Annotated in this window: 17 protein-coding genes and 1 pseudogene; 6 read left to right on the forward strand and 12 right to left on the reverse strand. The window is 61.1% G+C overall.

Annotated features, from left to right (window positions below; translation table 11 throughout):
* Window positions 1–6 precede the first annotated feature (6 nt).
* Genes C4J90_RS25690 through C4J90_RS25700 form a run of 3 tightly spaced genes read left to right on the forward strand, consistent with a single transcriptional unit; the run spans window position 7 to window position 2,046 of the window.
* The gene (locus C4J90_RS25690; protein ID WP_124364912.1) at window positions 7–675 is read left to right on the forward strand and encodes an amino acid ABC transporter permease; all 669 of its coding nucleotides are present in this window, start codon (window positions 7–9) and stop codon (window positions 673–675) included.
* Window positions 672–1,322, forward strand: a complete 651-nt coding sequence (locus tag C4J90_RS25695; RefSeq protein ID WP_124372243.1) for an amino acid ABC transporter permease — start codon at window positions 672–674, stop codon at window positions 1,320–1,322. Before C4J90_RS25690 ends, C4J90_RS25695 begins: the two co-directional genes overlap by 4 nt.
* The gene (locus tag C4J90_RS25700) at window positions 1,309–2,046 is read left to right on the forward strand and encodes an amino acid ABC transporter ATP-binding protein (protein ID WP_124415881.1); all 738 of its coding nucleotides are present in this window, start codon (window positions 1,309–1,311) and stop codon (window positions 2,044–2,046) included. The genes C4J90_RS25695 and C4J90_RS25700 overlap by 14 nt, the downstream gene beginning before the upstream one ends.
* On the opposite strand, the gene C4J90_RS25705 is transcribed toward C4J90_RS25700, so the two are convergent.
* The 4 genes from C4J90_RS25705 to C4J90_RS25720 form a co-directional block, all read right to left on the reverse strand.
* Complete coding sequence (locus C4J90_RS25705; protein ID WP_124364915.1) at window positions 2,018–2,557, reverse strand: hypothetical protein; 540 nt, start codon at window positions 2,555–2,557, stop codon at window positions 2,018–2,020. The two genes, C4J90_RS25700 and C4J90_RS25705, sit on opposite strands and share 29 nt — an antisense overlap.
* The gene (locus C4J90_RS25710; RefSeq protein ID WP_124421098.1) at window positions 2,547–5,048 is read right to left on the reverse strand and encodes a fimbria/pilus outer membrane usher protein; all 2,502 of its coding nucleotides are present in this window, start codon (window positions 5,046–5,048) and stop codon (window positions 2,547–2,549) included. The genes C4J90_RS25705 and C4J90_RS25710 overlap by 11 nt, the downstream gene beginning before the upstream one ends.
* 7 nt (window positions 5,049–5,055) lie before the next feature.
* On the reverse strand, window positions 5,056–5,739 hold the full coding sequence (locus C4J90_RS25715) for a fimbria/pilus chaperone family protein (RefSeq protein ID WP_218567459.1): 684 nt from the start codon (window positions 5,737–5,739) through the stop codon (window positions 5,056–5,058).
* Between the two features lie 136 nt (window positions 5,740–5,875).
* Entirely contained in the window at window positions 5,876–6,532 is a 657-nt protein-coding gene (locus C4J90_RS25720; protein ID WP_124415883.1) for a DUF1120 domain-containing protein, read from the reverse strand.
* A 482-nt stretch (window positions 6,533–7,014) separates the two neighbouring features.
* Between C4J90_RS25720 and ppx the strand changes: the two genes are divergently transcribed.
* Window positions 7,015–8,517: an exopolyphosphatase gene (ppx, locus tag C4J90_RS25725; protein WP_124364918.1), complete on the forward strand. Its 1,503-nt coding sequence runs from the start codon at window positions 7,015–7,017 to the stop codon at window positions 8,515–8,517.
* A 138-nt stretch (window positions 8,518–8,655) separates the two neighbouring features.
* On the opposite strand, the gene ppk1 is transcribed toward ppx, so the two are convergent.
* Window positions 8,656–10,878: a polyphosphate kinase 1 gene (gene ppk1, locus C4J90_RS25730; protein WP_124364919.1), complete on the reverse strand. Its 2,223-nt coding sequence runs from the start codon at window positions 10,876–10,878 to the stop codon at window positions 8,656–8,658.
* Between the two features lie 44 nt (window positions 10,879–10,922).
* Window positions 10,923–11,171, reverse strand: a pseudogene (locus C4J90_RS25735) (porphobilinogen synthase); the annotation flags it as partial.
* Window positions 11,172–11,379: 208 nt separating this feature from the next.
* Between C4J90_RS25735 and C4J90_RS25740 the strand changes: the two are divergent.
* Window positions 11,380–12,015: a DedA family protein gene (locus C4J90_RS25740; protein WP_124421099.1), complete on the forward strand. Its 636-nt coding sequence runs from the start codon at window positions 11,380–11,382 to the stop codon at window positions 12,013–12,015.
* On the opposite strand, the gene C4J90_RS25745 is transcribed toward C4J90_RS25740, so the two are convergent.
* Window positions 11,996–13,231 (reverse strand): sterol desaturase family protein, encoded by a 1,236-nt coding sequence (locus tag C4J90_RS25745; RefSeq protein WP_124421100.1) that lies wholly within the window; start codon window positions 13,229–13,231, stop codon window positions 11,996–11,998. The genes C4J90_RS25740 and C4J90_RS25745 overlap by 20 nt on opposite strands.
* A gap of 113 nt (window positions 13,232–13,344) precedes the next feature.
* On the opposite strand from C4J90_RS25745, the gene elbB reads away from it, so the two are divergent.
* Entirely contained in the window at window positions 13,345–14,010 is a 666-nt protein-coding gene (gene elbB, locus C4J90_RS25750) for an isoprenoid biosynthesis glyoxalase ElbB (RefSeq protein ID WP_124364922.1), read from the forward strand.
* A gap of 106 nt (window positions 14,011–14,116) precedes the next feature.
* On the opposite strand, the gene C4J90_RS25755 is transcribed toward elbB, so the two are convergent.
* From C4J90_RS25755 to C4J90_RS25775, 5 genes are all read right to left on the reverse strand, one after another.
* Window positions 14,117–14,572 (reverse strand): YaiI/YqxD family protein, encoded by a 456-nt coding sequence (locus C4J90_RS25755; protein ID WP_124364923.1) that lies wholly within the window; start codon window positions 14,570–14,572, stop codon window positions 14,117–14,119.
* Window positions 14,573–14,574: 2 nt separating this feature from the next.
* Entirely contained in the window at window positions 14,575–16,467 is a 1,893-nt protein-coding gene (locus C4J90_RS25760; protein WP_124421101.1) for a cytochrome c/FTR1 family iron permease, read from the reverse strand.
* Between the two features lie 201 nt (window positions 16,468–16,668).
* Window positions 16,669–17,301 carry a LysE family transporter gene (locus C4J90_RS25765; RefSeq protein WP_124364925.1) on the reverse strand — a complete coding sequence of 211 codons (633 nt, stop codon included), beginning with the start codon at window positions 17,299–17,301 and terminating at the stop codon, window positions 16,669–16,671.
* Between the two features lie 88 nt (window positions 17,302–17,389).
* Window positions 17,390–17,962, reverse strand: a complete 573-nt coding sequence (locus C4J90_RS25770) for a mechanosensitive ion channel family protein (protein WP_124421102.1) — start codon at window positions 17,960–17,962, stop codon at window positions 17,390–17,392.
* Window positions 17,962–19,872 carry an ATP-binding cassette domain-containing protein gene (locus tag C4J90_RS25775; RefSeq protein ID WP_124421103.1) on the reverse strand — a complete coding sequence of 637 codons (1,911 nt, stop codon included), beginning with the start codon at window positions 19,870–19,872 and terminating at the stop codon, window positions 17,962–17,964. The genes C4J90_RS25770 and C4J90_RS25775 overlap by 1 nt, the downstream gene beginning before the upstream one ends.
* Window positions 19,873–19,880 lie beyond the last annotated feature (8 nt).

Below are 19,880 nucleotides of genomic sequence, written 5' to 3' on the forward strand. Positions count from 1 at the left end.
TGACTGATGGCGTATCAATTCGACTTTGTACCGGTGCTGGCCAACACCGACCTGTTGTTACGCGGCGCCCTGTTTACCCTTGAGCTGACGGCTATCGGCGCACTCCTGGGAGTGGCCCTGGGCACCGTCGGTGCGGTCGTGCGGGCGTGGAAGATTCAGCCGTTCGCCTGGTGCTTCGGCGTGTATGTCGAGTTGATCCGCAACACGCCCTTTCTGGTGCAGCTGTTTTTCATCTTCTTCGGCCTGCCGTCCCTGGGCTTGAAAATCACCGAATGGCAAGCTGCCGTACTGGCGATGGTGATCAACCTGGGGGCCTACTCCACGGAGATCATCCGTGCCGGCATCCAAGCCATACCGCGCGGGCAACTGGAGGCTGCGGCGGCATTGGCCATGACGCGTTTCGAAGCGTTTCGCCATGTGGTGCTGCTGCCGGCACTGGGCAAGGTGTGGCCGGCCCTGAGCAGCCAGATCATCATCGTGATGCTGGGCTCGGCAGTCTGTTCGCAGATCGCTACCGAAGAGCTGAGCTTTGCCGCCAACTTCATTCAGTCGCGCAATTTCCGCGCCTTTGAGACCTATGCCCTGACCACCCTGGTGTACCTGTGCATGGCGTTGATGATTCGCCAGTTGCTCAACTGGATCGGCCGCCGCTATGTGATGAGGAACAGCCGATGAGTGATTTTTCCTTCTGGGACATCGTGCGCAACCTGCTCACCGGCCTGCAATGGACGCTGTTGCTGTCGCTGGTGGCGTTCATAGGCGGCGGTGTGATCGGCCTGCTGGTGATGGCGATGCGCATCAGTCACAAGGCATTCCCGCGCAACGTCGCCCGCACCTATATCGAACTGTTCCAGGGCACGCCGCTGCTGATGCAACTGTTCCTGGTGTTTTTCGGTGTGGCATTGCTCGGGGTGGATATTTCGCCCTGGCTGGCGGCGGCCATCGCCCTGACCCTGTTTACCAGCGCCTACCTGGCCGAAATCTGGCGCGGCTGCGTTGACTCTATTTCCCATGGGCAGTGGGAGGCATCGGCCAGCCTGGCGCTCAACCCTCTTGAACAACTGCGCTACGTGATCCTGCCCCAGGCCCTGCGCATTGCCGTGGCGCCGACCGTGGGGTTTTCGGTGCAGGTGGTCAAAGGCACCGCCGTGACTTCGATCATCGGCTTTACCGAACTGACCAAGACCGGCGGCATGCTCGCCAACGCCACCTTCGAACCCTTCATGGTCTACGGCCTGGTGGCCCTCGGTTATTTCCTGCTCTGCTACCCCTTGTCCCTCAGTGCGCGCTACCTGGAAAGGAGACTGCATGCCTCTGCTTAGAATTTCTGCCCTGCATAAGTATTACGGCGATCATCACGTACTCAAGGGCATCGACCTCACCGTTGAAGAAGGCCAGGTGGTGGCGATCATCGGCCGCAGTGGCTCGGGTAAATCCACCTTGCTGCGTACCCTCAATGGCCTGGAGTCGATCAACGACGGCGTGATCGAAGTCGATGGCGAATACCTCGATGCCGCCCGCGTCGACCTGCGCAGCCTGCGGCAGAAGGTCGGGATGGTGTTCCAGCAGTTCAACCTGTTCCCGCACCTGACCGTCGGCGAGAACGTCATGCTCGCCCCGCAAGTGGTGCAGAAGGTGTCCAAGGCCAAGGCCGCGCAGTTGGCCAGGCAGATGCTGGAGCGGGTCGGCCTGGGGGAAAAGTTCGACGCTTTTCCGGACCGGCTGTCCGGTGGGCAGCAACAGCGCGTCGCCATAGCCCGCGCCCTGGCCATGTCACCCAAGGTGCTGCTGTGCGACGAAATCACCTCGGCCCTGGACCCGGAATTGGTCAATGAGGTGCTCAGCGTGGTGCGCCAACTGGCTAAAGATGGCATGACGCTGATCATGGTGACCCACGAAATGCGCTTCGCCCGGGAAGTCGGTGACAAACTGGTGTTCATGCACCAAGGCAAGGTGCATGAAGTGGGCGACCCCAAGGTCCTGTTTGCCAACCCGCAAACGCCTGAGCTCGCCAACTTCATCGGTTCAGTGGAACAGCCGGGCTGACCAGTTCAAAACGACCCTGCCCCTCCAGCGACGTCTGGCTTCGCACTTGCAGCGCCTCGGCGGGCAGGTCGGTGTCGATGTCGACCTGGGCGGTCAAGCGCTGACCTGTTACCGGCCTCCCTGCGACGCGTGCCGTCAGGACCTGGCCCGGTAATAACTGCCCAGCCGCACCACCGCCGGGCGGGTCCCAGTCGACGGCACGCCCATCCACCTGTGCATGCTTGAGGCTAAGCCGCAACCGCCCCTGTCGGCCAAAACGAAATGCTTGCCCATCGGCGGCACCGATAAAACGCAACGCCATCACCGACGGCTCGACGCACAACACGTTGAGCTGCAGCGTGCGCGTGGCGAGCGTCACCGTAGGGCTTTCCACCAGCGCCTCCCTGCGAATGACACCGTAGTCGATACGCGGTTGGCTCACGGACAACCGGCAGTTTTCGGCCCGCGCCCCCTGAACCAGCAACACCGTGCAAAACAGTGCACAGCCGAGGCTTTTAAACTTACCGCCCATGGCACACCGCCGCTGTTGTATCAAAGAACTTGTCATGATCAGGCTGGCCCCCGGATGGAATGTTCAGCAGGCAACTGGCAGAGTCCGGCAATGAAACCCTCAGGTCTTGCACCTCGTTCACGTCGTTCAGGAAGATCATGCCCTCGCCCACTACGCTGGTCAGAAAACGATCGCCCTTGCCGAACACCGCGGCCCCTTGAGGCAGTGGCCGGCCTTGGTCATCACTGGCGTTGACCAGCATGCGGCGCACGCTCACCACATCGAATGCCACGGTGTTGACGGAACCGCGGCCTGCGGCGAGCACACGGGTGCCGTTCTTCAGGTCAACGCGCTTTGGCAAGGACTGGGTTTGCACCTCGATATGGCTGTTGGTGTAGGCAGGCAAGCCTGGAAGCACCGCCTGGCCGGTAAAGTCAGTCCACACCGGGCCCTGCGGGGTGTCGATTTTTGCAGAGCCAATGTCGCCCACCGACGCAATACCAAACGTGTCCTGCACCGTGTAGGGCGAGAAGGTAATCCCACCTTCATGAGCGACCACGCCACCTTGCAGCTGCCCGGTGTAACTGGTGCCTAACGGGTCGCGACTGACACCCAGACCGACTCGGGTGTAACGCGGCGTGAGGTCTATCTGGCCGCGCATCGATTGCTCCTGCGCACTGAGGTCGCGCTCGACGCCCACTTCATAGTTCACATACTCATTGACCCGTTCAGTGAGCGCCGTGCCGGCACGGGACTGCCCCCCACGGCGGCTGATATAGTTGTTCACACGACGATCACCGCCCAGGGGCACGCTGACCTGCAACCGCAAGGACAAATCATCATCGAGCACGGTGTCGCGCCGGTTTCGATTCCGAGTGGCGTCGCGGCGTGCCTGAGTGCTGCCTACCTGCGAGTCGGCAATCAACGCAACATCGGCATAGCGAAACGATTTGTTCCATGAGGCGAACACGTGTTCGCTCGATTGCCCGTCAAATTGAGCGCTACGGGTATAACCCAGGGAGAAGGCACCCAGGGTGGGTTCGACCCATGTCACGCCCGCCGTGTATTGATTCTTGAAGCGTGACGCCAGCACGTCGGCCGTCGTCGGGCGGCCGGCCTCGATCACCTCGCGATAGCCGCGGGTCTGGCTGGTTGCGCTGAGGTTGAGCTCGACGTCGGCGGATACCGGGCTGCTTACGGACACGCTACTGCGTGAGCCGGACACGGCATGACGGCTGTCGCGGGACACGTTATGACGCGCGCCCACCGACACTCGCTGGAAAAACACGCTGCTCAACGTGCCACCTGCCGACCAATACTCGTCGGTACTCAACAAGCCGAAACCACCCGTTGAGTCGCGCCCCAGGCCCCACGTCCCGCTGCCCATGGCGACGACGGGCGACGGCCCCTCGCCCTGCGTCTCTTCACGTAGTTTGCCGAGGGACAAGTAATAACCGGGTGCCGCCGGCGCGGCGCCGGCGAACGAAGCCGCCGGCACCACGAAGCTACGTCGGCCCCCGCGTACATCGATCACACTGACCTCAAGGTCGCTTGTGCCATTGAGCAGCGGCAAACCGGTCAGCCGGAAAGGCCCTTCGGGCACCAGCGTACTGTGGATCAACACACCGGACTGACGCACCTCAATCCGCGACTGGCTGTGTGCCAGGCCTTCCACCACCGCGTTATTGCTGCCCGCCGGCACGCGCGACTGGCCGTCGGGGGAAAACTGCACACCCGACAGCTGGATGCCACCAAACAGCGGATTGTTGCTGGACAGCTGGCCCGCCTGGAAAGTCGAGCGCAACGCGGCGATATCCCGCTGCGCATAGGCATACAGGTGCTCGTTGTGCGTCACGCCGTTATCGGAGACATGGATTTGACGACTGCGAAGAATCCAATCTCCCAGGTTGAAACCCGCTTCGGTGTAAGCCGACACGAACCGGTTGTTCCCACTGCGCGAATGGCTGTCGAAACCCTGCACATCATAGTTGAACAAGCCCGCCGCACCGCCCCGGGCGAACTCCCCGGCCTCCCACTGCGGCTCGCGCAGTGATGAGGTGGGCACCACCAGCGCCACTTCATCGTTGCCAGGGCGCAGCCGCACCATGGTCGTGGGAAACTCCCCCAGAAAGTCATGGCATGCCTGGTCGGCAGTGGCGCCTTTGCGGACGATGGCAGTGGGTTTGACCAACCCGGCTTTGTCCAGCAATGCCGGGGTAAAGCACAATTGCCCAGTGGCATCGAACTGGGCGTCCACCAACCCGAGCGGGTTGCCGTTGACTTTCAACCCCACCACCTGGGTGCCCTCGCGAAAGCGCGCCGCCGTGCGGAAGTAGTCCGAGACTTTCGGGTCAATGCCATGCGTGGTCAGTGCCGCTAGGTCAAAGCCCTCGCCCAGTTCCAAGGCAGGGGCAACGCCAGGCAAGCTCCACAGTGTTGCCATCCCCATGAGCAACGTGGGTCGGCGGGTCCATAAAAAAGCTCCGGTTCGGTGACTCGACAGGTTTGTCATGGGTCGATCAACCCCCGTCGGTATTGATCGGGGCCTGGTAGTTTTCTACCGAAAAGCCGTAGATCGTGGCCGGCTGAATCTCTATATCAGTCAGTTCCTCCAAGGGTCCTTCAACCTTCACCGCCAGCGCTTCGCCCGGCAAAATGTAGGTGCGCGGCAGCGTAGCCAGGGCTCCCTGTGGCAATAACCGAACCTGCGGAGCCATGCGCACCACATAAGCGCTATCGTTGTGGACCGTCAAACGTTGCCCTGTACGTCGCCACTTCAGCAGCTCCCAGGGCGCGTGATGAACCGGCAGGCCTTGGGGATGCAGGATCAGCGGCAAATTCTGCCGCAAGGTGATACCAATGGTCGCACCGCCCGCAGCACGCGCCTGGGGAATGCCCTCGAAAGACACGCGTTTGAGCCGCTGAGTCTTCAACGGGGCCTTCAACGTGCTGATGAAACGCACCAGTTGCGTTTCGCCCCCTTCCACCCGCGCTATAGGCGGCGTCACGATCAAAAGCGGTTCCACATCTTCCGGTATGTTTTCTATTACCGAATGCAGCAGCGCTGGAGCCGCGTCGGTATTCTTGATGTTTATCGTCGCTTCACCCTGCTCTTCGTTCAATACAATGACCGTGGTTTCCGGCAACATACCATCAGCCACCGCAACACCGACAAAGCACAAGAGCAACAGTGCATATAACAAACGCGTACTCTTTCTTACGGGACGACTAAGCACTCTGTGTTCCCCACAACCTTGAAGTTGACTATTGAGCGTCGGGCGCGCTTATAAAACAGCCGACCAGAAACACATGTTTCTTGATCGACTGTTGTTATGTCGCTTAGATGTAACTCAATTCAAGTGTTGCGCGCCCATCAAGGGTAACGTCACGACTCAGGTCCAGGTCCTGGCCTTTATTGATCACCGCGCGCACAGCAATCGTCCCGGTCAACTGGTTGATAGAGGCGGGTGTGGCGGCCGTGCTGCTGCGCCAGGAATATTGGCTAGGCGATTGTGCGACTTTGCCATCACTGTTCTGCCAGGCGCCGGCGCTGATCCGCATGATCGGAAACAGTGTTGCGGTCGGCGAGCGCAGGTCCCTGAGGGTAACGGCAAAGCCACCCGTTCTCCGGCCGGCCACAGTCCCCAACCCGAAGTTGTTCGCCTCGGTGTAACCACCCCCGAGCGCAGTGAGGATGCCCGTTACCTTGCTGCCGGCCTGCAGGTCGACAAATTTGAGCCCGAACTGGGCAGGCGTATTGCCACAGCTGACGGTGATAGGCGTGGTTTTTTCGGTGAGCGCGTTAAACGCCGTCTGGGACAGTTGGCCCGAAGGAATATCGCCGTAGTTGATAATGCCCCCGCCGCTCATACTGAGGTTACAGGCGGCGGGCTTGATGACCCCCCTGACGATCAGTTCTGCGCTGGTGGCAGCATGTGCGCCAATGTTTGCCGCCAGGCAAACGAGACCCAGGGTCAATCCAACAATTTTTTTCATATTCGACCTGTCACTTGAAAGTTATCAGGTGCTCTCTACGTTCGTCTTGGCGGCTCCATCGCCAAACGGTTTATCTTCCTGGATGTCTACAACGACACATAAATAACACCAAGGCAAAATTGCCGGGTGACAGTGTGTCGCCTTGGTGCTTCATTAAAGAATCAGATAACGCCTGGGTTAATGTGAGAACTGTAAAACCTGCTGGTCATTTAAACCCAATTTAAAAGTAGGCTAAAACAAAATACCCGATGACATAATCAAACGCGCCCTGTAGGGAAAATCAAAACGCGGCTTTACTACGAGGCAAAGTTAAAACTCCTACAAAATTAATTCACTACTCCCCGCTTGTCATTCGATGCCATCCTACATATCTCACAAATTACCCCCACAGACAGCCGCAGAAAAATTACCGAAGCACAACGCGTTGGCTCCAGCGGTCGATCGTGGCACGATGGCAAGGTTATCGACCGAGACCCCAAACCATGCCGCAATCCCAAGCCAAGAATCTGTCCCTGATCGCTGCCATCGACCTGGGCTCCAACAGCTTTCACATGGTCGTGGCCAAGGCCCAGAACGGTGAAATCCGCATCCTTGAGCGGCTCGGCGAGAAAGTGCAACTGGCTGCCGGGATCAACGACGAGCGCCAGCTCAATGAAGAGTCCATGCAGCGCGGCCTCGACTGCCTCAAGCGCTTTGCGCAACTGATCAACGGCATGCCGCCTGGCGCTGTACGAATAGTGGGCACCAACGCCTTGCGTGAAGCCCGTAACCGCAACGAATTCATCCATCGCGCCGAGGAAATCCTCGGGCATCCGGTAGAGGTTATTTCCGGTCGCGAGGAAGCACGCCTGATTTACCTCGGGGTCTCCCATACGCTGGCTGACACCCCGGGCAAACGCCTGGTGGCGGACATTGGCGGTGGCAGCACCGAATTCATCATCGGCCAGCGTTTCGAACCCCTGCTGCGCGAAAGCCTGCAGATGGGCTGCGTCAGCTACACGCAGCGTTATTTCAAGGACGGCAAGATCACCCCGGCGCGCTATGCCCAGGCCTACACGGCGGCGCGGCTGGAGATCATGAGCATCGAACACGCCCTGCACCGCCTGAGCTGGGATGAAGCCATCGGCTCTTCCGGCACCATCCGTGCCATCGGCCTGGCGCTCAAGGCCGGCGGCCATGGCACCGGCGAGGTGAATGCCGAAGGCCTGGCGTGGCTCAAGCGCAAGCTGTTCAAGCTGGGGGATGCCGAGAAGATCGACTTCGACGGCATCAAGCCTGACCGCCGCGCCATCTTCCCCGCCGGCCTGGCGATTCTTGAAGCCATTTTCGACGCCCTCGAACTGCAACGCATGGACCACTGTGACGGCGCCCTGCGCGAAGGTGTGCTCTATGACCTGCTCGGTCGCCATCACCATGAAGATGTGCGTGAGCGCACCCTCAGCTCGTTGATGGAGCGTTACCACGTAGACGTGGAGCAAGCGGCGCGCGTAGAGCGCAAAGCCCTGCACGCCTTCGACCAGGTGGCCGACGACTGGGACCTGCAAAACGGCGTATGGCGTGAACTGCTGGGCTGGGCCGCCAAGGTGCACGAGGTGGGCCTGGACATCGCCCATTACCATTACCACAAGCACGGCGCCTACCTGATCGAACACTCGGACCTGGCCGGGTTCTCACGGGAAGACCAACAGATGCTCGCGCTGTTGGTGCGCGGCCACCGCCGCAATATTCCCAGGGACAAATTTGCCGAGTTCGGCAAAGACGGCATCAAGCTGATTCGCCTGTGCGCGCTGTTGCGCTTTGCCATCCTGTTCCACCACATCCGTGGCACCCAGGAAATGCCCCAGGTGAAGCTGCGCGCCGACGGCGACAGCCTGGAAGTGATGTTCCCCAAAGGCTGGCTGGATGAAAACCAGCTGACCCAGGCGGACTTCGCCCAGGAAGCGGAGTGGCTGACGCGGGTGGGGTTCAGCCTGAACCTGCATTAACCCGATCTAAACAGCACAGCAAAACAAAATGTGGGAGGGGGCTTGCTCCCGATAGCAGAGTATCAGTCAACAGATTCATCGACTGACCCACCGCTATCGGGAGCAAGCCCCCTCCCACATTTTTGACTGCGTTGGGTTTCAGTTCACCGTCAGGATCGGGCTGCCCAGCTTCTCCAGCAACGTGGCCTGCGCACTGCGCGGGTTCTGGTTGCCGGTCGGTGTGTTGCGCACATACCGCCCATCCGACTGCAGGCTCCAGCTGTGGGTATTGTCGGTCAGGTAGCTTTCCAGCTCCTTCTTGACCCGCATGACCAGCTTCTTGCCCTCCACCGGGAAGCAGGTCTCCACGCGTTTGTCGAGGTTGCGCTCCATCCAGTCGGCGCTGGAGAGGAACATCTGCTCTTCGCCACCGTTGAGGAAATAGAACACCCGCGTGTGCTCCAGGAAGCGGCCGATGATCGAGCGCACATGGATGTTATGCGAGACGCCGACAATGCCCGGGCGCAGGCAGCACATGCCACGGACCACCAGGTCGATGCGCACGCCCGACTGGCTGGCCTTGTACAGCGCACGGATGATCTTCGGATCGGTCAGCGAGTTGAATTTGGCGATGATGTGCGCCGGCTTGCCCTCGAGGGCGAACTGGGTCTCGCGGGCAATCATGTCGAGCATGCCCTTCTTCAGGGTGAACGGCGCGTGCAGCAACTTCTTCATGCGCAAGGTCTTGCCCATACCGATGAGCTGGCTGAACAACTTGCCGACGTCTTCGCACAGGGCGTCGTCGGACGTCAGCAGGCTGTAGTCGGTATAGAGCTTCGCGTTGCCGGCGTGGTAGTTGCCGGTGCCCAAATGGGCGTAACGCACGATTTCACCGGCTTCGCGGCGCAGGATCAACATCATCTTGGCGTGGGTCTTGAAGCCGACCACGCCATAGATCACTACCGCACCGGCTGCTTGCAGGCGGCTGGCCAGTTGCAGGTTGGACTCCTCATCGAAGCGCGCTCGCAGCTCGATCACCACCGTGACTTCCTTGCCGTTACGCGCAGCGTCGACCAGGGCATCGACGATTTCCGAGTTGGCGCCGGAGCGATACAGCGTCTGGCGCACAGCCAGGACGTGCGGGTCCTTGGCGGCCTGGCGCAACAGGTCGACCACCGGGGTGAACGACTCGAAGGGGTGCAACAGCAGAATGTCCTGCTTGCTCACCACGCTGAAGATGTTCTCGCTGTTTTGCAGCAGTTTCGGGATTTGCGGTGTAAACGGCTTGTATTGCAGCTCCGGGTGGCTGTCCAGGCCGGTGATGCTGAACAGGCGCGTCAGGTTCACCGGGCCATTGACCTGGTACAGCTCGGATTCGGCCAGGTTGAACTGCTTGAGCAGGTAGTCCGACAAGTGTTTCGGGCAGGTATCCGCCACTTCCAGGCGCACCGCATCGCCGTAGCGCCGCGAAAACAGCTCTCCGCGCAGGGCACGGGCCAAGTCTTCGACGTCTTCGGAGTCCAGCGCCAGGTCGGCGTTGCGGGTCAGGCGGAACTGGTAGCAGCCCTTGACCTTCATGCCCTGGAACAGGTCATCGGCGTGCGCATGGATCATCGACGACAGGAATACATAATTATCGCCAGCGCCCCCTACTTCTTCGGGTACCTTGATGATTCGTGGCAACAGGCGCGGCGCCGGGATGATCGCAAGGCCCGAGTCGCGGCCGAAGGCGTCGATGCCTTCGAGCTCGACGATGAAGTTCAGGCTTTTGTTCACCAGCAACGGGAACGGGTGCGTCGGATCGAGGCCGATCGGGGTGATGATCGGTGAAATCTCGTCACGGAAGTAACGGCGCACCCAGGTCTTGATCTTGGCGGTCCAGTGACGGCGACGGATGAAGCGGACCTGATGTTTTTCCAGTTCCGGCAGCAGGATATCGTTGAGGATCGCGTATTGGCGGTCCACATGGCCGTGCACCAGCTCGCTGATGCGCGCCAGGGCCTGGTGCGGTTGCAGGCCGTCGGCACCGGCTTGCTCACGGGCGAAGGTGATCTGCTTCTTGAGACCGGCGACGCGGATCTCGAAGAACTCGTCCAGGTTGCTCGAGAAGATCAACAGGAACTTGAGCCGCTCCAGCAACGGATAGGACTCATCCAGCGCCTGTTCCAGCACGCGAATGTTGAATTGCAGTTGGGACAGCTCGCGGTGGATGTACAGGCTGCTGTCATCCAGGTTGGTAACCACGGCCACTGGCGCCGGCGCCGGCGCTTCGGCGGCCACCACAGGCGGGGCAGGCTCAAGCTCCGGCGGGGTCTCGGTGACTTGTTCAACCACCGGATGAGCGTCTTTTACGGCAACGTCTGTAAGTCCTTCGGTATTCATCGAGTGTTCCTGTGAGGGCTATGGTTGCTCTCTAAGCAATTGGGCAGCGCCGGGATTCCCAGTTCCACCCAATGGGCGGCTTCTTCGAGCAGCAGGTCAATGCTCAAGCGCTCCACCCCCGGCATCGAGGCCACCGCTTCCCGGCGATTTTCACCGTCCAGCACGAATACCGGCAGGATCAGATCATTCGTCGTCAGTACATTTTCACGTACCAGACGGCGAGAAAAATCATCACGGCGGTTGCGACGCAGACGTGTGGCGGGGAATAGCCGGTTGGCGGGGGTAAAGCTCACGACAGACTCCTGAGCCCGCGTTTACGGGCGGGCGGTGCAGTTATAAGCGGCCATTATGACGAATGAATGACAGTTGTGCTTATCGATGCGACCTGAAGTCGCATTCGGCATTTGCGTAGGAATTGTTCACTTCGTGACACATCTCGATACTTTCATGAATCTTCGTGAAGGCGTAGGCTGCGCGTTCATTTCGCCAGCACCCTAGACCATGCTTCAACAATTTCTGCATGACTTCGGCTACTTTGCCCTCTTCCTCGGCACGTTCTTCGAAGGCGAGACCATCCTCGTGCTCGCAGGCTTCCTGGCGTTCCGTGGATACATGGATATCAACCTGGTAGTGGTCGTTGCCTTTTTCGGCAGCTACGCCGGCGACCAACTGTGGTACTACATGGGGCGCAAGCACGGCCGCAAATTGCTGGCGCGCAAACCGCGCTGGCAATTGATGGGCGACAAGGCGCTGGAACATATCCGCAAGCATCCGGACATTTGGGTGCTGAGCTTTCGGTTCGTCTACGGTTTGCGCACGGTGATGCCAGTAGCGATTGGCCTGTCCGGCTACCCACCTCTGCGGTATTTGATCCTCAACGGTATCGGTGCGGCGATATGGGCGGCTGCGCTAGGGGCTGCGGCCTATCATTTCGGCGCGGTACTCGAAGGCATGCTCGGCAGTGTCAAGAAATACGAGCTGTGGGTGCTGGGCGCCTTGCTGGTGCTGGGCTTGGGCCTGTGGCTGCGACGCCGCGTCAAGAATGCCCGCATCGCCCGCGTGGCGTGTGCCGAAGCCAAGGCCCGGCTCGCTGCCGAACCCGCCCCGGTCGAACCCCCTAAGACGCCAGGCGAGTAACCCGGCTTCTGCAGCAGTAGAGGCCCATCACGCTGAGCAGGCTGTAGCTCAGCAGCGCCAGCCAGCCCAGCGTGCTGGCCGGCCATAGCCCGACCCACGGGGCCAGCCCTACCAACGGTAGATTCAGCCCCAGGCGCACCCCTTCCGCCTTCAGCGCCCACGGGCGATTCTCCAGTGCGATCCCCAATGTGAACAGCCCCAGGGCCATCGCGCTCCAGCCCACGACCAGCGCCGCCGTGGGCAGACCTTCTGCGAAATTCATCAAATAACTGCCAAACCCCACATAAGCCGCAAACTGCACGGCAACGTAGACCTGCTGGCGCGTATCCAGCGGCACCTCGAATTTGCGGAACTGGGCCAAGTCCGGCTTGGTCATCGGGTACCTGGCTTTCACGTCGGCAGGGCGCCAGCCAGTGCGCATGAACCAGATGCGCAGCTTGTCCCAGCGGTTCTCAGTACGACGGGCATCGCTCCACAACTGCGCATAAAACTGCAGGTTCGCCCACAGCGGATTCCAACTGGCCAGGGGCGTGGTCACGCCGAAGATCACCGGTTCGTTGTCGTCCTCTTCCTGGAATGTGCCGAACAGCCGGTCCCAAAAAATGAACACCCCGCCATAGTTGCGATCCATGTAGAGGGCGTTCTGCGCGTGGTGGGCACGATGATTGGACGGTGTAACGAAGAACACCTCGAACCAGCCGAGCTTGGGCACGTGACGTGTATGCACCCAGAATTGATACAGCAGGTTGAGCGAAGCCACACTGACGAACACCACCAACGGCACACCGAGCACCGCCAGGGGCAGGTAGAAGATCCAGCTCAACAAAAAGCCGGTACTGGTCTGACGCAATGCGGTGGTGAGGTTGTAGTCCTCGCTCTGGTGGTGCACTGAGTGCGCAGCCCACAGGATATTGCGCTCATGGCCCAGGCGATGCAGCCAGTAGTAGCAGAAGTCGTAGAGCACAAAGGCGCACACCCAGGTCCACACGCTTTGGGCCGACCATTCGATCAGCGCCAGGTGCTTGAGGGCGAATGCATAGGTAAGCAAACCCACGCCTTTGGTCAGTAACCCGGTGGTGGTAGACAGCACGCCGGTGCTGAGGCTGTTGATAGCGTCGGCGACTCGATAGTTGCGCGCACCGCGCCAGCGGTCAGCCAGCAGCTCCACCACGATCAAGGCAATGAAAAACGGTACCGCGTAAGGCACGAAGTCCATGGGCTAGTCCGGTCTATTTTTGTTACATCAGATTAGTGCAGTCCCATGAGATCCCATTGGCAACAGGTTACAAATTAGTAGACATTTAACGCCATGAATCAGGAGAAATGCCCATGAGCAAAAAGATTGCAGTGATCCTTTCCGGCTGTGGCGTGTACGACGGTGCAGAAATCCATGAAAGCGTGATCACCTTGCTGCGCCTGGACCAGCGCGGCGCTCAGGTGGAGTGCTTTGCGCCAGATATTGCGCAACTGCATGTGATCAACCACCTTACCGGCGAAGAAATGCCCGAATCGCGCAATGTGTTGGTGGAGTCAGCGCGCATCGCCCGAGGCGCGGTGAAAGATATCCGTGAGGCCAACGTGGCTGACTTCGATGCGCTGATCGTGCCGGGCGGGTTTGGCGCGGCGAAGAACCTGTCGAATTTCGCAGTGGAAGGCGCCGGCTGCAGCGTCAATCCGCAGGTGCTGGAGCTGGCGGAAGCCTTTGCCGAAGCGGGCAAGCCGGTGGGGCTGATCTGCATTTCCCCGGCCCTGGCCGCAAAAATCTACGGCCCGGGCGTGATCTGCACCATCGGCAACGATACCGACACCGCAGCGGCCTTGGACAAAATGGGCGCTACCCACCAGGAATGCACGGTGGAAGATATCGTCGAGGACAAGGCACGCAAGTTGGTGAGTACACCGGCGTATATGCTGGGCAAAAATATCAGCGAGGTGGCGTCGGGCATCAACAAGCTCGTGGACCGGGTGCTTGAACTGACCCACGAAGACGACTAACGCCCTCTTTCTGTAGGAGCGAGCTTGCTCGCGAAGAACCTGAGAGCGCCGCGTTCATCCAGAGTGCCCGCGTTATCGTTGCTGTTCTTCGCGAGCAAGCTCGCTCCTACACAGGCTTCATCAAACGGGTAAGCAGGCGGTCCAGCGCGTTGGCGAACGCCTGTTTGTCCTTCTCGCTGTGCGGCGGTGGCCCGCCGCCCATCTGGCCTTGCTCGCGCAAGTCGGTGAACAGGTTACGCACTGCCAGGCGCTCACTCATGTTCGCCGGGCTGAACTCTTTGCCGCGCGGGTCGAGGGCCGTGACACCCTTCTTGACCAGGCGGTCCGCCAGGGGCACATCGCTGCAGATCACCAACTCGCCCGGCATGGCGTGCTCCACCAGGTAGTCATCGGCCGCGTCAGGGCCGCTGGGCACCACGATCAGCTTCACACAGGCAAAGCTGGGTTTGATCTGGCTCTGGCCGGCCACCAGCACCACGTCAAACTGGCGCTTGAGGGCGAACTTCACCACCTGATCCTTGGCCGCCCGCGGGCAGGCGTCCGCATCGATCCACACCCGCATGACTATGCCGCCACCCGCTTCTCGGCCAGGCGACTGCGGCCATACAGCACCACAATCGCCAGGATCGCCACGGCCTGCGCACTCAACGAATACGCATCGGCGTGGATGCCCAGCCAGTCGAAGTCAAAGAACGCCACCGGTCGCGTGCCGAAGACGCCCGCTTCCTGCAATGCTTTGACGCCATGCCCGGCGAACACCACCGACAGTGCGCACAGCAGCGCGGCGTTGATACCGAAGAACAGCGCCAACGGCAACTTCGCCGAACCGCGCAGGATCACCCAGGCCAGGCCCACCAGCAGCACCAATGCGGTGGCGCCACCCGCCAGCACCGCGTTGTGCCCAGCAGGGCCGGCTTGCAGCCACAGGGTTTCGTAGAACAGGATCACTTCGAACAGCTCGCGGTACACCGAGAAGAAGGCCAGCAGCGCAAAGCCGAAACGCCCACCACCGCCCACCAGGCTGCTTTTGATGTAGTCCTGCCAGGCCGCCGCGTGACGCCGGTCGTGCATCCATACGCCCAGCCACAGCACCATCACGCTGGCGAACAGCGCCGTGCAGCCTTCCAGTAATTCACGCTGGGCGCCGCTGACATCAATCACATACGCCGCCAGCGCCCAGGTAGCCAAGCCGGCCAACAGCGCCAGGCCCCAGCCGACGTTGACGCTGCGCACCGCCGATTGCTGGCCGGTGTTACGCAGGAAGGCCAGGATCGCGGCCAGCACCAGGATCGCTTCCAGGCCTTCGCGCAGCAGGATCAACAAACCGGAGATGTAGCTCAACGACCAGCTCAAGCCATCGCCGCCGAGCAAGCCGGCCGACTCGCTGAGCTTGCCCTTGGCCGCGTCCAGGCGCTGTTGCACCTGTTCGATCGGCAGCCCGTCCTGCAAGGACTGGCGGTAGGCCATCAGCGCCTTCTCGGTGTCTTTGCGCACGTTGGCGTCGACGTTATCCAGCGAGCTTTCCACCAGCTCGAAGCCTTCCAGGTAAGCGGCTACCGACAAGTCATAGGCTTGTTCGTGGTCGCCGTTACGGAACGCGGCCAGGCTTTTGTCCAGGGTGGCAGCGGTGTAGTCGAGCAACTGTGCCGGACCACGCTTGACCTGCGGCGGCTGTGCGCGTTGGGCGCGGAAGGTCGCTGCCACTGCCGGGCCATTTGCGGCCAGTACTTCGTTGGGCGTCTGGCGCGCCAGGTCGGCCAGGTTGAAGGTGTGCTCGCTGTTGACCGCAGCCGGGTCAGCCGTGAAACCTGCGATGTAGGTGGCGAGGTCCCAGCGCTGGCGGTCATCCAACTGATCGGCAAAGGACGGCATGTCGGTGCCTTCGACACCCAGGCCCAGGGTGTTGTAGATCGCGTAGAGGCTCAGGCGATCCAGGCGCGTGGCATCGCGCAGGTTAGCGGGCGGCGGAGTCATGCCCATGCCGGCCGGGCCATCGCCAGCGCCGGCCGTGCCGTGGCACACCGAACAATGCTGGGCATACAGCGGCGCACCGCGCGTAGGGTCGGGAGTGATCGCCGGCGCTTGGCTGACTTCATACGCCACCGCCAGCCTGGCGCCCAACTGACGGGCCTGGTGGGCGACAGTTGCGCCGTCTGCATGGGCGGTGACTGCCGCGAGCAGCTCATCGACGCCCTTGATCAACTCGATGCGTTCGGGTTTTTCCGGCAGTTGCGCAACCAGACCCTGCAACACGCCCAAGAACTCCACCTGTTCGCGAAATTCCGATTCGTCCACCACCTTGCCCGCCTCCACAGTGGGCGGATAGTCGGCGCCAATGTAGTCAAGCAGATGCAACGCCTGGGGTGCGCCTTCGGCCGTCGCGGCCAACAGATTGAAGCTGCACGACATCAACGCCGGCAGCACCAGCCAGGCGAGAAAACGGAAGGGGGCAGTCATGAATGAATCTCAAGTGGAAATACGAAGTAACACTATTGTTCAGCTTTAACAGATTTGACTCAAGATGTTATTTGGCATTGCCACAAAACCAATGTGGGAGGGGGCTTGCCCCCGATAGCGGTGGTTCAGCTAGCGATGAGCTGACTGATACCCCGCCATCGGGAGCAAGCCCCCTCCCACATTTTGATCCGGTTTCGCCAATTACGCCGTGGCGCGATGCAGGCTGGCGAGGAAACCGGCGGCGCCGACGAACAACCCGGCGAATGTGCGGTTCACACGCTTCTGCTGCTTAGGCGAGCGCAACAGGCGCAGGACTTTCGAGGCCAACCCCGTATAACCGGCCATCACGATCATATCGACGCTGATCATCGTTGCACCAATGATCAGGTACTGGACCGCCAACGGTGCCTGTGGATTCACGAACTGCGGCAATACCGCGAGCATGAACACCAACGCCTTCGGGTTGCTGGCGTTGACCAGAAAACCACGGAACATCATGGCCATCGGCTTGCCAATCGGGCGTACTGCGGCGTCATCGGTCATGTCCATGGGCAAGGCGCGCCATTGCTTGATGGCCAGGTAGACCAGGTACGCCACGCCAAACCATTTGATCGCATAAAACGCGGTGGAGGACGTCGCCAGGATGGCACCCAAGCCGCCCGCCACCACGGCAATCTGCATCGCCAGGCCCAGCTGCAGGCCAATGGCGTTCCAGTAACCGCGTACGAAACCGTATTGCAGGCCGCTGGACATCGAAGCGATGGCGCCCGCGCCGGGGGAAAGGGAGATGATCCAACTGGCCAGGAAAAAGGCCAGCCACGTGTCGAGTGCCATTGCACACCTCGGAAAGGAGTTTGCGGTTGTGCCTTAAGCTAACGCTGGCGGCCAAAGGCTGGCTATCAATTTTTGCAGGCGGTGATTTCTAACGGTCGCCAGGGAACACATGGGTACCGGGCCAACGCCGCACCGAGCGCTGGAAGAACAGGCTGTTGGGCACTTGTACCATCGCGCTGTCCGTACCGGCCTCTGCCACCTCGACCAGCGTGGTATAGAGCAGGTTGATCGCCACGACGCGCCCTTTCACACCGGGCTTGTCGACAGTGTCCACCAATTCGACGATGTCGCCGAGGCGGAACGGCCCCACAGTGAAGATCAAGATCGCGCACAGCAGATTGGACAGCACCGACCACATGGCGAAGAACGCTACCGCCGCCACCGCCACAAAGCCTGACAGCGCCGTCCACAGCACCGTGGCGGAAACGCCCAGACGGCCCAACACGAAGATCAGCGCGCTGCCCATGATCAGCCAGCGCAGGCCACCGCGCAGCGGCATCAACAACTGCGGCGGAAACGGATAGCGCTCACCCAGTCGAGTCAGGCCCTGGGCGACAAAACGCTGGGCAAGGTAACCCGCCAGCAGGATCAGCAGGATTTGCACGCCGATCCACACCGGCTCGATCCATTGCTCCGGCAAGGGCAGCTGCAACGCTTCCATCAGGACAGCGCCTCCAGCTCCGCTTGCAGGGTTTCAAGCACTTCGAGGGCTTCCATCCAGGATTCCTCCAGTTGCCCTTCTCGCACCTTGAGCCGGGCCTGTTCGGCCAGCAGGTCGCGCAGTTCATCCTTGCGCGCGGCCTCATACACAGCGCTGTCGCCAAGGCTGGTCTCGATCTTGGCCAGGCGCTCGTGCACCTTGCCCAACTCGATCTCCAGCTTGTCGGCTTCGCGCTTGTGCGGCGCCAACTGCTGACGCAGTGCGGCGGCAGCCTGGCGCTGGGCTTTCTTGTCGGTCTTGTCCGGGTTGACCGGTGTGTTGCTGGCCGGCGCATTGCGCAGACGGTAGTCGGTCAGCCAGCGCGCATAGTCGTCCAGGTCGCCGTCGAATTCCTCGACCTTGCCGTCGGCCACCAGCAGGAAGTTATCAGTGGTGCTTTTGAGCAGGTGGCGATCGTGAGACACCACCAGTACCGCGCCACTGAATTCCTGCAGGGCCATGGTCAGCGCCAGGCGCATTTCCAGGTCCAGGTGGTTGGTCGGCTCGTCGAGCAGCAGCAGGTTCGGGCGGTCCCAGGCGATCAGGGCCAGGGCCAGGCGGGCCTTTTCGCCACCGGAAAAATTCAGCACCGGCTCATCGATACGCGCGCCACGGAAGTCGAAACCCCCGAGGAAATCACGCAGGGTCTGTTCGCGCTCGGTGGGCGCCAGGCGTTGCAGGTGCAACAGCGGACTCGCCTTGGAATCCAGCGAGTCCAGTTGATGCTGGGCAAAGTAGCCCACCACGGTGTTCTCGCCGCGCGTCAGACGGCCGGCCAAGGGCTCCAGTTCGCCCGACAGGTTCTTGATCAGCGTCGACTTGCCCGCGCCGTTAGGCCCCAGCAAACCGATGCGTGCGCCAGGCGTGAGCTGCAGCTTGACCTTTTCGAGGATGGTCTTGTCGCCATAACCCAAGCGTGCATCCGACAGATCGAGCAAGGGGCTGGAGATTTTCACCGACTCACGGAACACGAAGTCGAACGGCGAATCGACATGGGCCGCCGACAGCTCTTCCATGCGCTCCAGCGCCTTGATCCGACTCTGGGCCTGCCGCGCCTTGGTGGCCTGGGCCTTGAACCGGGCGATGTAGCTTTCCATATGCGCGCGCTGCGCCTGCTGCTTCTCGAAAGCTTGTTGCTGCTGGGCCAGGCGTTCGGCACGGGCGCGCTCGAAGGCGGTGTAGCCGCCCCGATAGAGCGTGATTTTCTTCTGTTCGACATGGGCGATATTGTCGACCACGGCGTCGAGGAAATCCCGGTCGTGGGAAATCAGCAACAGGGTGCCCTGATAGTTCTTGAGGAAGTCTTCCAGCCACAGGATCGCATCAAGGTCCAAGTGGTTGGTCGGCTCGTCGAGCAGCAACAGGTCCGAGGGACACATCAGCGCCTGGGCCAGGTTCAGGCGCATGCGCCAGCCGCCAGAGAAGTCGGCGACCGGGCGATCCATCTGTTCGTTGGTAAACCCAAGGCCTGCGAGCATCTTGCGGGCGCGGGCGTCGGCGGTGTAGCCGTCGGCGCTGTCCAGCTCCGAATGCAGACGGGCCTGGGCGGCGCCGTCCTGGGCTTGCTCTGCGGCGGCGAGGTCGTGTTGCACCTGACGCAGGCGTAGGTCGCCATCGAGCACGTAGTCGATCGCGATGCGGTCCAGGGTGTCGATCTCCTGGCGCATATGGGCGATGCGCCAGTCGGCCGGCAGCAGGCAGTCCCCGGAATCCGGGGTCAGCTCACCCAACAACAGGGCGAACAACGTGGATTTGCCGGCGCCATTGGCGCCGATCAGGCCGGCTTTGTGACCGGCGTGCAGGGTCAGCTCGGCATCTTCAAGAAGACGCTGCGGGCCACGCTGTAATGTTAGGCTTTGAAGTCGGATCATAATGGCGG

It is taken from the genome of Pseudomonas sp. R2-60-08W (assembly GCF_003852335.1).
Classification (GTDB): Bacteria; Pseudomonadota; Gammaproteobacteria; order Pseudomonadales; family Pseudomonadaceae; genus Aquipseudomonas.